Here is a 13,216-nt window from a genome sequence, read left to right as displayed (position 1 = left end):
GCTGAAGCTCCCTGTTTTGGTTCTTGTGATTGGTTCCGGATGGGCGGGGCCTGGCGCGGCCCCGCCCGGCCTTGGTCAGGCCTCGGCCAATGCCGCGGCCCTTTCGGGCGCAGCGCCGGCGGCGCTGGCCACGGTCACGACATAGACGCCGTTCTGGTCCAGTTCGGCGACCCAGCCCGGCTCGATGACGATGGTGGTCGTCACCTCCTGGATGACCGCCGGGCCGGTGACGACGTCGCCCGCGCCCAGCTTCGCGCCGTCATAGACCGGGGTCTCGTGCTTGCGGCCCGAGGCATCGAAGATCATCTCGCGCGTGCCCGACAGCGCCGCATGCGCGCCTGCGCCCTGCGCGATGCGCATCCGCGCCGGCCGCTCGACCGCGCCCGAGATGGCGCTTTCCACGTTCACCACCTCGACCGGGCTGTGCGGCTCGGCATAGGTGTAAAGCTCTTCGTGGCGGGCGTGGAAGGCGGCCTTGAGGCGTTCCAGCGCCGCCTCGTCGATCGGGAAGGGATCGACGCTGACCGTGCATTCATGCACCTGCCCGACATAGCGCATGTCCAGGCTGCGGCGGATGCCGATCCGGTCGGGCGCGAAATCGTCGGCCAGCAGGTCGGCGCGGCCCTTCTCCTCCAGCCGGGCGAAGGTCTCGTCCAGCCGCCTGGCCGCCTCGGCCCCTTCCAGCCACGCGGCGATGGGGGCCATGTAGTTGTATTTCACGTCCGAGATGATCTGCCCGAAGGCGCAAAGCCCCGAGGCGAGCTTGGAAACCAGCACCTTGCCGATGCCCATCTCGCGCGCCAGCGCCGTGATATGCGCGCCCGTGGCGCCGCCGGCGCAGTTCAGCACGAAGTCGCGCGGGTCGTAGCCCCGCTCGACTGAAACCCTGCGGATCGCATTCACCATATTGTTGTTGACGATGGTGAACATGCCATAGGCCGCGGTCTCGACGCTGATGCCCAGGGGCTCGGCCAGGTGCTTGCGGATCGCCTCGCGCGCCTTCTCGACGCTGAGCGGCAGGCGGCCGCCGACCAGGCCCTCGGGATTCAGGTAGCCCAGCACCAGGTTCGCGTCGGTCGTGGTCGGCCGCTCGCCGCCCTTGCCATAGCAGGCCGGACCGGGTTCCGAGCCCGCCGATTGCGGCCCCATCTGCATCAGCCCCATCGAGTCGATCCAGCCGATCGATCCGCCGCCCGCGCCCAGGGTTTCCACCTGAATCATCGGGATACCAATGCGATAGCGCAGAAAGTCGATGTTCTTTGACACATTGGCCTGCCCGTCGCGGGTCAGGGTGATGTCGAAGCTGGTCCCGCCCATGTCGACGGTGATGATGTCCTCAAGCCCGTAGGGCTCGCCCAGATAGAGCGCCGCGCGCGGCGCCGAGGCGGGGCCGGAATTGATCGCATAGACCGACTGGTCCGAGACCACCGACCCCAGCGCCAGCCCGCCGTTCGACTGGAAATAGCGCACCGGCTGACGCGCGCCGAGGCCTTGGAAATAGCCGTCCACCGCCTGCACGTAGCGCGACAGGATCGGCGCGAGATAGGCGTTCACGATGGCGGTCGAGGTGCGGGTATATTCGCGCACCTGCGGATAGAGCTGGCTACCGACGGTCAGGCGCGCCTCGGGCATCATCTCGCGCACGATCTCGGCGGCGCGGAGTTCGTGATCGGGATGCAGGACCGACCAGACGAAGCTGATGGCGACCGATTCGACGCCCTCGCGCAGGAAATGCCGGCAGGCCTCGCGCACCTCGTCCTCGTTCAGCGGCGTGTGGACGGCGCCGGTCGAGATCACCCGCTCGCTGATCCCGCGCCGCAGGTAGCGCGGCACCAGCATGGTCGCGGGCGGATAGTCCGGGTCGTAGCGATAGCCGTCCTCCTTGTGGCCGAGGCGGATCTCGATGCTGTCCTCGTGGCCCTTGGTGGCGATCAGCCCGGTCCTGGCGCCGCTATGGGTGATCAGCGCATTGAGCCCGACCGTGGTGCCGTTGATGCACAGGTCGGCGTTCGAGACGAGGTCGCGCGGGCCGATGCCCGTCTCCTCCTCGATCACGGCCAGGCCGTTCCTGATGGCCAGGGTCGGATCCTGCGGGGTGGAGAGCGCCTTGAAGATGCGCAAGCCCCCCTCGCGGTCGGCGAGGATGAAATCGGTGAAGGTGCCGCCGGCGTCGATGCCAAGGCGATATTGGTGTTTCATGGCGGGTTCCATCTTTGGCTGCGGTTCGCGGGTCCGGCGCCGGGGGCTTCGCGCCCCCGGACCCCCGCGGGGTATTTGGAAAACGGCGAAAGCCTTAGGCGGCGCGCAGGGCGGCGGTGGCGGCGTGATCGACGGCGAGGGTCGCGGCATCGGCGATGACGACGCCATAGTCGAGCCGCGCGCCCTCGAGGCTGACGAGGCCGTTCCTGACATCCTCGACCACCTTCTCGACCGGGCGGGCATAGGGGTCGCCGTAGCCGCCGCCGCCGGGATTGCGGTTCGCGGCGCGCTCGCCGGGCTGGATGGTCTCGATGACGTTTTCGGTGATGACCTGCGTCTCGCCGCCCCGCGTCACTTCCAGCCGGCCGACCTTGGGCGGGATCAGGGTGGAACGGGCGCCGGCCGCGCCCATGGCCGGGATGCGGCGGCCCTCGCCGAAGGTGACCAGCGTCATCGGGCTGTCCAGCGGCTCGACCTCCCAGCAGGTGCCCGAGCCGCCGCGGAACTGGCCGGCGCCGCCCGAATCCTGCATCAGGGAATAGCGGTGGATGATGATCGGATAGCTGTGCTCCAGCATCTCGATATCGCCCGAGGTCAGCGCGCCGAAGCAGCATTCCGGCCCGCAGGCATGCCAGCCGTCCTGGCTGGCCGTGGCCCCCGCCCCCGAGATGATCGAGGCCAGCACCATGGTCACATATTCCTCGTCATGGCGCTTGTCCCAGCCGGCGATGTTGCAGCCATTGGCATGGCCCCAGCTGGCCGAGACCTTGGCCGGCGCCGCCTGTTCGAAGGCCAGCCGCACCGCATCGGTCAGCGTCTCCATCGGCGTGGTGGTGCAGTTCATGTGCGGCGCGGGGGATTTCGCGTTGCAGAGCGTGCCCCGGGGCCCCATGTCGGTGGTCACGCAGCGATAGAGCCCCTCGTTATAGGGCGGCGGGAGCTGCGCGAACATCATCAGCCCCAGATAGACGCCGGAATGGCTGTTGCCTTCGTAGCTGTTGATGAAATAGGGCACCTGCGGCGGCGAGCTGATGGCGATGTGGCAGCCGTCGCCCTGGATCGTCACCGTGGCGGTGATGTCCATGTCGCCGAAGCCGTGGCCCGCATCCTCGAGCACCGCCGTGCCGGTATAGGTGCCGTCGGGAACCTGGGCGATGAGCTTGCGCATATGCGCCTCGGCCATGTCCAGCAGCTCGGCGATGCAGTCCTGCACCACCTGCTTGCCATATTTGTCCATCAGCCGGACCAGGTTGCGGGCGCCGACCTGGCAGGCGCCGATCAGGGCATTGAAATCGCCCTCCTGGTCGCGGCGCGCGCGCATATTGGTCAGGATCAGGTTCATCACGTCATGGCGCGGTCTGCCGCGATCCCAGAGCTTGACCGGCGGGATGCGCAGCCCCTCGGCATAGATCTCGGTCGCGTTGGGGTTGTAGCCGGCGGGCACCGGGCCGCCGATATCGGTCAGGTGGCCCTTGCAAACGGTCCAGAACACCAGCTCGCCCTGGTAGAAGACCGGGTAATACATGCAGGTGTCGATGATATGGCTGCCGCCATGGGCCGGATCGTTGTGCAGGATCAGGTCGCCCTCGTGGATGTCGCCCTGAAAGAATTTCGCCACCGATTTCATCGCCGGGATCAGGCTGCCGAGGTGGATGGGGATGTCCTGGCCCTGCAGGATCATCTCGGGCGTGTGGTTGAAGAGCGCGGTCGAATAATCATGCGCGAGGTTGAAGACCGAGCTGCGGGCGGTCTGTTCCAGCGTCAGCGTCATCTCGCGCTGCGTGGTCTCGAGCACGCCCCGCACCACCGAAAGCGTGATGGGGTCGGGTTTGGGTCTGGTCATGGCATTTCCCTGTCTGGGCCGCATGGGCGCGCACGGGCAGGGCAGCCGGGAAACGGCTGGTTCATGGTCTTTTCTCCCTGCGGCGTGCCGCCTGGCGCGGCATCTTTTCGGTTGGACCATGGTGCGGCGGCAGCGGCGCCCGGTCTTGGCGCTGGGTGCGGAGAAACTTGTCGCTGGGCGCAGCCCTGCCGATCCATGCGGCAGGATCTGGCGCCTGCCCCGCGCGCACGTTTTCTTTTGCCCGATTGCTCGCGGCGCGCTACGAATCGCGGAACCGATGCGGGGAGGCGCATCATGACCCTGGAAAGCTACAGCACCGCCGCGGCCGCGCCGCCCGAGCGCGCGGCGCATTGGTCGGCCATCATCGCGGATACCTATTTTCCGCTGCAGCTGAGCTATCGCGACCCCGCCACCTTCCAGGGCCGGCTGGAACGGCGCGGCATGGGGCAAGTGTCGCTGTCGCGGCTGCGCACCGAGCCGGCGCGCTATGAGCGGGTGCCCGGCCTGATCCGGCAGGGCGAGGCCGAGGAATACCTGGTCACCATTCCCAGCCTGGCGCCGGTGCTGTTTCGCCAGCTGGGCCGCGACATCACCTGCGCCCCCGGCGGCTTCATCGTCGAGCGCGGCGACGAGCCCTATCGCTTCGCCTATCAGGCGCGCAACGACCTGTTGGTGATGAAGATCGCCCGCAGCGCGCTGGCCGAAAGGCTGCGCCAGCCGGACCGGCTTTGCGCCACGGTCTTCGACGGGCGCGAGGGCCTGGGCGGCCTGTTCGCCGAGACGGTGCGCCGCGCCCATGCCCTGCCCGCCGATTCCGCGGCGGCAGACGTGCTGGGCCGGCACCTGATCGAGTTGCTGGCGCTGGCGCTGGACCGGCAGGCGGAAACCGACGGCGGCGCTGCCACGGCGGTCCGCGCCGCGCATCTGAAGCGCGCGCAGGACGCGATCCTGCGCAGCCTGACCGATCCGGCCCTGTCGCCCGAGACGGTGGCGGCGGCCTGCGGCATCTCGAAACGCTATCTGCACGACCTGTTCGGCGATACCGGGACCACGGTGGCGCAATTCATCCGCGAGGCGCGGCTGAAGGCGGCGCGGGACATGCTGCAGATGCCGGGCGACCTGTCCCTGGCCGCCGTCGCCTATCGCTTCGGCTTCAGCGACCAGGCGCAATTCTCGCGGCTGTTCCGGGCCATGTTCGGCCAGACCCCCAGCGGCTATCGCGCCGCCTGCCGCGCGGGGCGGCAGGGCTAGGGTTCAGCCCTGAAAGCGCCAGTCGCCCTCGCCGAGCGCCGGGGCGGCGCGTTCCGTCACCAGCGGGCTGCGCGAGAAGCGCAGCGGGCTGCGCAGCCCGGCGATGCCCTCGGGCGCGATGCGCAGGCCGCGGGCCTGCACCTGCGGCTCGGCCAGGGCCTCGGCCACGTCGTTGACCGGGCCCGCGGGGACGCCCGCCTCTTCCAGCAAGGCGATCAGCGCGCTGCGGGCAAAGCGGCACGTGGCATCGGCCAGAAGCGGCACCAGCCGCGCGCGGTTCGCCACGCGGGCGGGGTTGGTGGCGTAATCCGGGTCGGTCGCCAGACCGGCCAGATCCAGAACCCGGCACAGCGCCGCGAACTGTCGATCATTGCCGCAGGCGATGATCAGATGCCCGTCCGAAGCCGGGAAAAGCTGGTAGGGCACGATATTGGGATGCGCATTGCCCAGCCGATGCGGCACCGCGCCGCCCAGCAGGTAATTCGTTGCCTGATTGGCCAGCACCGCCACCCCGCAATCCAGCAGCGACAGGTCCAGATGCTGGCCCAGGCCCGAACGCGCCCGCTCGGCCAGCGCCGCCTGCACGGCGATCACCCCGTAAAGCCCGGTGAAGATGTCGATCCAGGCGACGCCGACCTTCTGCGGCTCGCCCTGCGGATCGCCGGTCAGGTCCATGATGCCCGACATGCCCTGGATCAGGAAATCATAGCCCGGCTGCACCGCGCGCGGCCCGTCCTGCCCGAAGCCGGTGATCGAGGCATAGACCAGCCGCGGATTGCGCGCCGAAAGCGTCTGGTAGTCCAGCCCGAACTTGCGCAGCCCCCCCAGCTTGAAATTCTCGATCACCACATCGGCCTGGTCGATCAGCGCCCGCAACCGCTCCAGGTCGGCGGGATCGTTGAAATCGCAGGTGACGGAACGCTTACCGCGGTTGGCGGCGTGGAAATAGGCCGCGACCCGCTCGGTGGTCCCGTCGGCGCGCGGCCGCTCGATGAAGGGCGGGCCCCAGCGGCGGGTATCGTCGCCCTCGGGCGCCTCGACCTTGATCACCTCGGCGCCCAGGTCGGCCAGCGTCTGGCCGATCCACGGCCCGGCAAGGATGCGCGCCAGTTCGACGACGCGCAGCCCCTTCAGCGCCGGCTGATCCATCACGCGAACGCCTGGATGCCGGTCTGCGCCCGGCCCAGGATCAGCGCATGCACGTCATGCGTGCCCTCATAGGTGTTCACCGTTTCCAGGTTCTGCGCGTGCCGCATGACGTGATAGCCGATCTGGATGCCGTTGCCGCCATGCATGTCGCGGGCCTGGCGGGCGATCTCCAGCGCCTTGCCGCAATTGTTGCGCTTGACGATGGAGATCATCTCGGGCGCGAACTTGCCCTCGTCGAAAAGCCGCCCGACCCGCAGGCTGGCTTGCAGGCCCAGGGCGATCTCGGTCTGCATGTCGGCGAGCTTTTTCTGGTAAAGCTGCGTCGCGGCCAGCGGGCGGTTGAACTGGTGGCGATCCAGCCCGTATTGCCGGGCGCGGAACCAGCAATCCTCGGCCGCGCCCATCGCGCCCCAGGAAATGCCATAGCGCGCGCGGTTCAGACAGCCGAAGGGACCGCCCATGCCCTCGATATTCGGAAGCAGCGCGTCCTCGCCAACCTCGACATTCTCCATCACGATCTCGCCGGTGATCGAGGCGCGCAGGCTCAGCTTGCCCTCGATCTTGGGCGCCGAAAGGCCGGGCGTGCCCTTGTCCAGCACGAAGCCGCGCACCTTGCCGCCATGCGCCTCGGACTTGGCCCAGACCACGAAGACATCGGCGATGGGCGCGTTCGAGATCCACATCTTGGACCCGTTCAGCACATAGCCGCCCTGGGTCTTGCGGGCCACGGTGCGCATCCCGGCGGGGTCGGAGCCCGCGTCCGGCTCGGTCAGGCCGAAGCAGCCGATGAACTCGCCCGAGGCCAGTTTCGGCAGGTATTTCTGCTTCTGCGCCTCGCTGCCATAGGCCTCGATCGGGAACATCACCAGCGAGCTTTGCACCGAGGCCATCGAGCGATAGCCCGAATCGATGCGCTCGATCTCGCGCGCGACCAGCCCATAGGCGACGTAAGAGGCGCCGACGCCGCCATAGGCCTCGTCCACGGTGACGCCCAGCAGGCCCGAGGCACCCATCTCGCGGAATATCTCGGGATCGGTTTCCTCGTTCAGATAGGCGGCCTCGACGCGCGGCGCCAGCCGGTCGGCGGCAAAGGCCGCGGCGGTGTCGCGGATCATCCGCTCTTCCTCGGTCAGCTGATCCTCAAGCAGGAACGGGTCGGACCACGAGAAAGGGCTGCCCTTGTGCGATTTCGTCGTCACGTCATGCCTCATGCGCTGATGCTTGTCGGATCATTCATTACCGCTTTCAAACCGGGCCGGAAAATGGATAATCCTCATTACTTCATGCATGGGGTGAATGTTCTTGCGGCAAAGGCGCTTTCTTCCGAACCTCAGCCTGCTGCTGGCCTTCGATGCGGTGATGCGCACGGGTTCGGTCACCGGCGCGGCGCAGGATCTGGGGCTGACGCAAAGCACGGTCAGCCGGCTGCTGCAAAGCCTGGAGGCGCAGCTGGGGCAGGAGCTGTTCATCCGCCACAAGAAGCGCCTGACCCCGACCGAGGCGGCCGAGCGGTATTTCCGCGACATTTCCGCCGCGCTCGACCTGATCCAGCGCGGCAGCATGTCGCTGATCGCCAATCCCGACGGCGGCAGCCTGGACCTGGCCGTGCTGCCGACCTTTGCCACGCGCTGGCTGGCGCCGCGGCTGCCGGATTTCCTGTCGGCCCATCCGGGGGTTTCGATCAACCTGACCACCCGCTTCCGTCGCTTCAACTTCGACGAAGAGCCCTTTGACGCGATGATCTTTTACGGCCGGGACGACTGGCCGCGGGCCGAGCACCTGAAGCTGTTCGATGAACGCCTCACCGCCTGCGCTTCGCCCGATCTTCTGGCCCGGCGGCCTGTAACGGCGCCCGCCGATCTGGCGGGAATGGTGCTGCTGCAATTGCCGACCCGCCCGGACGCCTGGCAAGCATGGTTCCGGGGCCAGGGCGCCGAGCCGCCGGCGCCGCTGGACGGGATGATGATGGACCAGTTCTCGATGATGATCCAGGCGGCAATCTCGGGGCTGGGGATCGCGCTGCTGCCCGATTACCTGGCCCGGGTCGAGATCGCCGAGGGCCGGCTGGCGCCGGTGCTTCGGCAGGGCGTGCCGGGCAGCGGCGCCTATTGGCTGGCCTGGCCGGCGCGCAAGGCCGGGCTGAAGCCGCTGGCGGCCTTTCGCGACTGGCTCGCCGCCCGCATGGCGCTGGACGGCATGGGTTAGGGGCCGCCCGCCTTCAGGCCGGGACCAGCGCCGCCTCGATGGCCGCTTCCAGGATCGCCAGCGCCTCGGACAGCTGCGCGTCGGGGATGGTCAGCGGCGGCAGCAGGCGGATGACGTTGTAGCGCGTGCCGCAGGACAGCAGGATCAGCCCGCGCGCCTCGGCCTCGGCCACGATGGCGGCGGTCAGTTGCGCGTCGGGCTGGCTGCGGTCGCCGGGCTGCACCAGCTCGAAAGCGTTCATCGCGCCAAGCCCGCGCACGTCGCCGATGGCCGAGAAGCGTTCGGCCAGCTTTTGCAGGCGCGAGCGGATGGCCGAGCCGATTTCCTCGGCGCGGGCGCAAAGGTCTTCGTCCTCGATCACCTCCAGCACCGCCAGCGCGGCGGCGATGGCCAGCGGGTTGCCGGCATAGGTGCCGCCCAGCCCGCCCGGCGCGGGCGCGTCCACGATCTCGGCCCGGCCGGTGACGGCGGACAGCGGAAAGCCCCCGGCCAGCCCTTTGGCCATGGTCACCAGGTCGGGCGCGACGCCGGAATGCTGGAACCCGAACATGCGGCCGGTGCGGGCCATGCCGGCCTGGATCTCGTCGCCGATCAGCACGATGCCGTGGCTGTCGCAGATGCGGCGCAGCGCGGCCAGGAACTCGGGCGGCGCGACGTTGAAGCCGCCCTCGCCCTGCACCGGCTCGACGATGATCGCCGCCACCCGCCGGGGGTCGATGGACGAGGCCAGCAGCGTCTCCAGATGTGCGACGGCCTGCGCGACCGACACGCCCGCCATGGCGTTGGGGAAGATCGCGTGGTGAATCTCGGGCGGCATGGTGCCGAAACCGGCCTTGTAGGGCGCCACCTTGCCGGTCAGCGCCATGCCCAGAAGCGTGCGGCCATGGAAGGCGCCGTTGAAGGCGATCACGCCCGAGCGCCCGGTAAAGGCCCGCGCCATCTTCACCGCATTCTCGACCGCCTCGGCGCCGGTGGTGGCGAACATGGTCTTTTTCGCGAAATCGCCGGGGGTCAGCGCGTTCAGCCGCTCGGCCAGGGCGACATAGGATTCATAGGGCGCGACATGGAAGCAGGTATGGGTGAAGTCCTGCATCTGGCGCTGGACCGCCTCGATCACCTTGGGATGGCGATGGCCGGTGTTGTTCACCGCGATGCCGGCGGCGAAATCCAGCATCCGCCGGCCCTCGGCGGTCCAAAGCTCGGCATTCTCGGCCCGGACGGCATAGATGTCCCGCGTGCCGACACCCCGCGCCACCGCCGCCTTGCGCCGCTCGATCAACTGCTTCGATTCCATGTGCAGACCTCCATGCTGATGGAATCGGCTTACACGATGCTCAATATTTTGAGCAACGACTTTCTTCGATCTGCGGCAGGATGCGGAACTGGTGCGCAACCCCCGGCCCTGCTAACCTGCCGCAAAACGGCATCGGGGCAAGGATGAGCGATTTCGACGTGGGCGCGCGGCTGAAAGAGCTGCGCAGCGCGGCAAACATGTCGCAGCGGCAGCTGGCCGAGGCTTCGGGCGTGCCGCATGGCCAGATCTCGATGATCGAGACCGGGCGCTCCAGCCCCTCGGTCGCCTCGCTGCGCAAGATCCTTGGCGGGCTGGGCGTCACCATGTCCGAGTTCTTCGAGCCCGACCTGCCGCAAAGCCCGCAACCCTTCTTCACCCCGGCCGAGTTGCGCGACCTGACCTCGCGGCTTTATTCCGCCGCGCAGGGGCCGGTCGGGCGCATGACCCTGCGCCAGGTCGGCGACGCGCGGCTGCACAACCTGCAAATCTTGCACGAACGCTATGAGCCGGGCGCCGATACCGGCGAGACCATGCTGGCCCATCACGGCAGCGAGGGCGGCATCGTCATCGCCGGCGAGATCGAGCTGATCGTGGCCGACCAGAGCCGGGTGCTGAAGGCGGGCGACAGCTACCTCTTCGCCTCGACCCAGCCGCACCGCTTCCGCAACATCTCGGACCGCGAGGCGGTGGTGGTCAGCGCCTGCACCCCGCCCTATCTCTAGCCCCTGATTTCTAACCCCTGCGGGTGACGAAGCGGGTCTGCAGATAGGCGCCGATCGCCTCGGAACCGCCCTCGGTCCCCATGCCGGAATCGCCGATGCCGCCAAAGGGCAATTCCGGCAGCGACAGGCCGATATGGTTGATGGTCAGCATTCCGGCCTGGATTTCATCCTGCAACCGCTGCGCGCGGGCCGAACTGCCCGTCCAGGCATAGCTGGCCAGGCCATAGGGCAGCCGGTTCGCCTCGGCAAAGGCCTCGTCGTCGCTGCTGAACCGGTTGACCACGGCGATGGGGCCGAAGGGTTCCTCGTTCATCACCGCCGCATCCGCCGGCACGTCGGTCAGCACGGTCGGGGCAAAGAACCAGCCTTCGTTGCCGATCCGCGCCCCGCCGGTCGCCAGCCGCGCGCCGCGGTCCAGCGCGTCCCGGATCAGCCGCTCGATGGCGGGGATGCGGCGCTCATTCGCCAGCGGCCCCATGGCGCTGTCCGGGTCCATGCCCGGCCCGACCTTGGCGGCGGCCAGTGCGGCGGTGAAACCTTCGGTGAAGCGGTCTGCCACCGCCTCTTGCACCAGGAAGCGGGTGGGCGAGATGCAGACCTGCCCGGCATTGCGCAGTTTCGCGGCCGCCATGGCCGCCACCGCCGCATCGACATCGGCATCGTCGAAGACCAGTACCGGCGCATGGCCGCCCAGCTCCATGGTCCCCGGCTTCATGTGCAGCCCCGCCAGCGCCGCCAGCTGCTTGCCCACCGCCGTCGAGCCGGTGAAGGACACCTTGCGGATCACCGGATGCGGGATCAGGTAGCCCGAGATTTCGGCCGGGTCGCCATAGACCAGGTTCACCACCCCCGCCGGCACCCCGGCATCGGCAAAGCAGCGGATCAGTTCGGCCGGCGAGGCCGGAGTTTCCTCGGGCGCCTTGACGATGATGGTGCAGCCCGCCGCCAGCGCGGCGGAAACCTTGCGAACCGCCTGATTGATCGGGAAATTCCACGGCGTGAAGGCGGCGACCGGGCCCAGCGGCTCCTTGACCGTCAGCTGGGTGACACCCGGCACGCGGGGCGGGATGACCTGGCCATAGCTGCGGCGCGCCTCTTCGGCGAACCATTCGATGATCTCGGCCCCGGCCAGGGTCTCGGTCCGCGCCTGGGCCAGCGGCTTGCCCTGTTCGGCGACCATCAGCGCGGCGATGGGCTCGGCGCGCTCGCGCAAGAGCGCCGCCGCCTTGCGCATCAGGTCCGAGCGGTGCAGCGGCGAACTGCGCCGCCATTCCACAAAGGCGCGGTCGGCGGCGGCCAGCGCCTGATCCAGGTCGGCGAGGCCGGCATGGGCGACGCGGCCGATCTCGGCGCCGGTGGCCGGGTTCAGAACCGGCAGGCTGCGCCCGTCCTGCGCCGGACGCCAGATTCCGTCGATGAAAAGCTGCGTGTTCGGATAGCTCATCCTGTCCCCCTGCTGGAATCGGCCGTCGGCCGGTCCGGTCATAGGGCTAGGCCGGGCGGTTTTCAATCCAATTGCTCAATATCCTGAACGCAGACTTTCTGCGTGATTGCGCATCGGCCGGAGCCCGGCCCTAGCCTCCCCCGCCGCCGCCGAACAACAGGTTGAAGAAGCGCGAGCCGATGATGAACGAGCCGACGGTGACGATCCCGGCCGCCAGCGTCATCTTGGTTCCCAGGGGCACCTCTGCCCCGGATTTCGTCCGACCGAACAGCTGAAAGAAGAAGGCCAGGATCACGACAAAGGACGGCAGCAGGTTTTCCAGCAAGGTATCCTTGCTCAGATAGGTCAGATAGGCGACCAGTAGCCCGATAAAGGAAAAGAATGTCAGTTCGAACGGCGCGAGAACCTTTTCCCCTTCATCGAAGCGGATGAAAAGCAGCAGGACCAGCGGAAAGGTGATCGCGAAGAATATGGCAGGCAGCAGGTCCGAAAGCGCCAAAAGGAAATTGAAAAGCGAAAGCTGGGCCCGAGAGACGACGTTGCTCCAGTCCAGCAGCATCTAACCCTGCCCCAGGCGGCAAGGATCGCTGGCATAGCAACTATGCAGGCGATCCCTGGAACTGGCGGCCTCGTCGCGATAAATGCCCATGAACTGATCGTAAAGCCGATAATACCGGCTGGAAGCCTTGTTCGAGACCGAACATTGCCCGCGTTCCTCGGCGATCCGGCGGTCGTAATTGCCTTTCTCGTTCGGGGAAAGGTCGCCCCTGCCGGCGGCCGCACTCACCCTGGCCTCGACAATAAGCAGATCGCGGCAGATCTGCTCTATCGCCTCGTTGAACGCCTCAAGATGCGTGACTCGGTAAAGCTCCAGATCCCGGCGATACCTGATCAGGCTGTCCAGCTTTTTCAGGCTGTTATCGACCTGCGGAAAAGCTTCGCTCAGCAACTGCCGCCGGGTCTGCACATCAATCGGGACCGGGAAGCCGAAATCGTCTCCGTCCTGGGCGAAGGCCCCCGTGCCCAGGAAAGAAACCGCCAGTAAAACGAAGGCAACCCGCATACCATTCCCCGATGTGGCGCGAATCCATGCTGCCACAACCCGGGGG

General features: G+C 67.8%; 11 protein-coding genes. 3 read left to right on the top strand and 8 right to left on the bottom strand.

Features of this window, described 5'->3' with window-relative positions:
• Positions 1-75: 75 nt before the first annotated feature.
• Positions 76-2,199: a caprolactamase subunit alpha gene (gene capA / locus ESD82_RS02555; RefSeq protein WP_167521688.1), complete on the bottom strand. Its 2,124-nt coding sequence runs from the start codon at positions 2,197-2,199 to the stop codon at positions 76-78.
• A gap of 94 nt (positions 2,200-2,293) precedes the next feature.
• Positions 2,294-4,042 carry a caprolactamase subunit beta gene (gene capB / locus ESD82_RS02550; RefSeq protein WP_147429073.1) on the bottom strand — a complete coding sequence of 583 codons (1,749 nt, stop codon included), beginning with the start codon at positions 4,040-4,042 and terminating at the stop codon, positions 2,294-2,296.
• A 294-nt stretch (positions 4,043-4,336) separates the two neighbouring features.
• Between capB and ESD82_RS02545 the strand changes: the two genes are divergently transcribed.
• Entirely contained in the window at positions 4,337-5,293 is a 957-nt protein-coding gene (locus ESD82_RS02545; protein WP_147429074.1) for an AraC-like ligand-binding domain-containing protein, read from the top strand.
• A 3-nt stretch (positions 5,294-5,296) separates the two neighbouring features.
• On the opposite strand, the gene ESD82_RS02540 is transcribed toward ESD82_RS02545, so the two are convergent.
• Together ESD82_RS02540 and ESD82_RS02535 are read right to left on the bottom strand one after the other, a co-directional pair.
• The gene (locus tag ESD82_RS02540) at positions 5,297-6,442 is read right to left on the bottom strand and encodes a CaiB/BaiF CoA transferase family protein (RefSeq protein WP_147429199.1); all 1,146 of its coding nucleotides are present in this window, start codon (positions 6,440-6,442) and stop codon (positions 5,297-5,299) included.
• Entirely contained in the window at positions 6,442-7,653 is a 1,212-nt protein-coding gene (locus tag ESD82_RS02535) for an acyl-CoA dehydrogenase (protein ID WP_024842543.1), read from the bottom strand. Before ESD82_RS02535 ends, ESD82_RS02540 begins: the two co-directional genes overlap by 1 nt.
• Positions 7,654-7,738: 85 nt before the next feature.
• Between ESD82_RS02535 and ESD82_RS02530 the strand changes: the two genes are divergently transcribed.
• Positions 7,739-8,647: a LysR family transcriptional regulator gene (locus ESD82_RS02530; protein ID WP_322789429.1), complete on the top strand. Its 909-nt coding sequence runs from the start codon at positions 7,739-7,741 to the stop codon at positions 8,645-8,647.
• Between the two features lie 13 nt (positions 8,648-8,660).
• On the opposite strand, the gene gabT is transcribed toward ESD82_RS02530, so the two are convergent.
• The gene (gene gabT / locus ESD82_RS02525) at positions 8,661-9,941 is read right to left on the bottom strand and encodes a 4-aminobutyrate--2-oxoglutarate transaminase (protein ID WP_147429075.1); all 1,281 of its coding nucleotides are present in this window, start codon (positions 9,939-9,941) and stop codon (positions 8,661-8,663) included.
• Positions 9,942-10,084: 143 nt separating this feature from the next.
• Here gabT and ESD82_RS02520 point away from each other — a divergent pair, with 143 nt between their 5' ends.
• Entirely contained in the window at positions 10,085-10,663 is a 579-nt protein-coding gene (locus tag ESD82_RS02520; RefSeq protein ID WP_024842540.1) for a cupin domain-containing protein, read from the top strand.
• A 10-nt stretch (positions 10,664-10,673) separates the two neighbouring features.
• On the opposite strand, the gene ESD82_RS02515 is transcribed toward ESD82_RS02520, so the two are convergent.
• The 3 genes from ESD82_RS02515 to ESD82_RS02505 form a co-directional block, all read right to left on the bottom strand.
• Positions 10,674-12,107 (bottom strand): NAD-dependent succinate-semialdehyde dehydrogenase, encoded by a 1,434-nt coding sequence (locus tag ESD82_RS02515; protein WP_147429076.1) that lies wholly within the window; start codon positions 12,105-12,107, stop codon positions 10,674-10,676.
• 130 nt (positions 12,108-12,237) lie between these two features.
• Positions 12,238-12,666: a hypothetical protein gene (locus ESD82_RS02510; protein ID WP_024842538.1), complete on the bottom strand. Its 429-nt coding sequence runs from the start codon at positions 12,664-12,666 to the stop codon at positions 12,238-12,240.
• A complete protein-coding gene (locus tag ESD82_RS02505; protein WP_147429077.1) occupies positions 12,667-13,170 on the bottom strand; it encodes a hypothetical protein in 504 nt (167 codons plus the stop codon).
• Between the last annotated feature and the right edge of the window lie 46 nt (positions 13,171-13,216).

The sequence above is a fragment of the Paracoccus pantotrophus genome, assembly GCF_008824185.1.
GTDB classification, from domain to species: Bacteria; Pseudomonadota; Alphaproteobacteria; order Rhodobacterales; family Rhodobacteraceae; genus Paracoccus; species Paracoccus pantotrophus.
This window is presented reverse-complemented; position numbering and strand designations above follow the sequence as displayed.

What these genes read in the sequence shown, in the direction of transcription:
- capA (WP_167521688.1), bottom strand. Translation starts at nt 2,199, where the DNA reads ATGAAACACCAATATCGCCTTGGCATCGACGCCGGCGGCACCTTCACC.
- capB (WP_147429073.1), bottom strand. Translation starts at nt 4,042, where the DNA reads ATGACCAGACCCAAACCCGACCCCATCACGCTTTCGGTGGTGCGGGGC.
- ESD82_RS02545 (WP_147429074.1), top strand. Translation starts at nt 4,337, where the DNA reads ATGACCCTGGAAAGCTACAGCACCGCCGCGGCCGCGCCGCCCGAGCGC.
- ESD82_RS02540 (WP_147429199.1), bottom strand. Translation starts at nt 6,442, where the DNA reads ATGGATCAGCCGGCGCTGAAGGGGCTGCGCGTCGTCGAACTGGCGCGC.
- ESD82_RS02535 (WP_024842543.1), bottom strand. Translation starts at nt 7,653, where the DNA reads ATGAGGCATGACGTGACGACGAAATCGCACAAGGGCAGCCCTTTCTCG.
- ESD82_RS02530 (WP_322789429.1), top strand. Translation starts at nt 7,739, where the DNA reads ATGTTCTTGCGGCAAAGGCGCTTTCTTCCGAACCTCAGCCTGCTGCTG.
- gabT (WP_147429075.1), bottom strand. Translation starts at nt 9,941, where the DNA reads ATGGAATCGAAGCAGTTGATCGAGCGGCGCAAGGCGGCGGTGGCGCGG.
- ESD82_RS02520 (WP_024842540.1), top strand. Translation starts at nt 10,085, where the DNA reads ATGAGCGATTTCGACGTGGGCGCGCGGCTGAAAGAGCTGCGCAGCGCG.
- ESD82_RS02515 (WP_147429076.1), bottom strand. Translation starts at nt 12,107, where the DNA reads ATGAGCTATCCGAACACGCAGCTTTTCATCGACGGAATCTGGCGTCCG.
- ESD82_RS02510 (WP_024842538.1), bottom strand. Translation starts at nt 12,666, where the DNA reads ATGCTGCTGGACTGGAGCAACGTCGTCTCTCGGGCCCAGCTTTCGCTT.
- ESD82_RS02505 (WP_147429077.1), bottom strand. Translation starts at nt 13,170, where the DNA reads ATGCGGGTTGCCTTCGTTTTACTGGCGGTTTCTTTCCTGGGCACGGGG.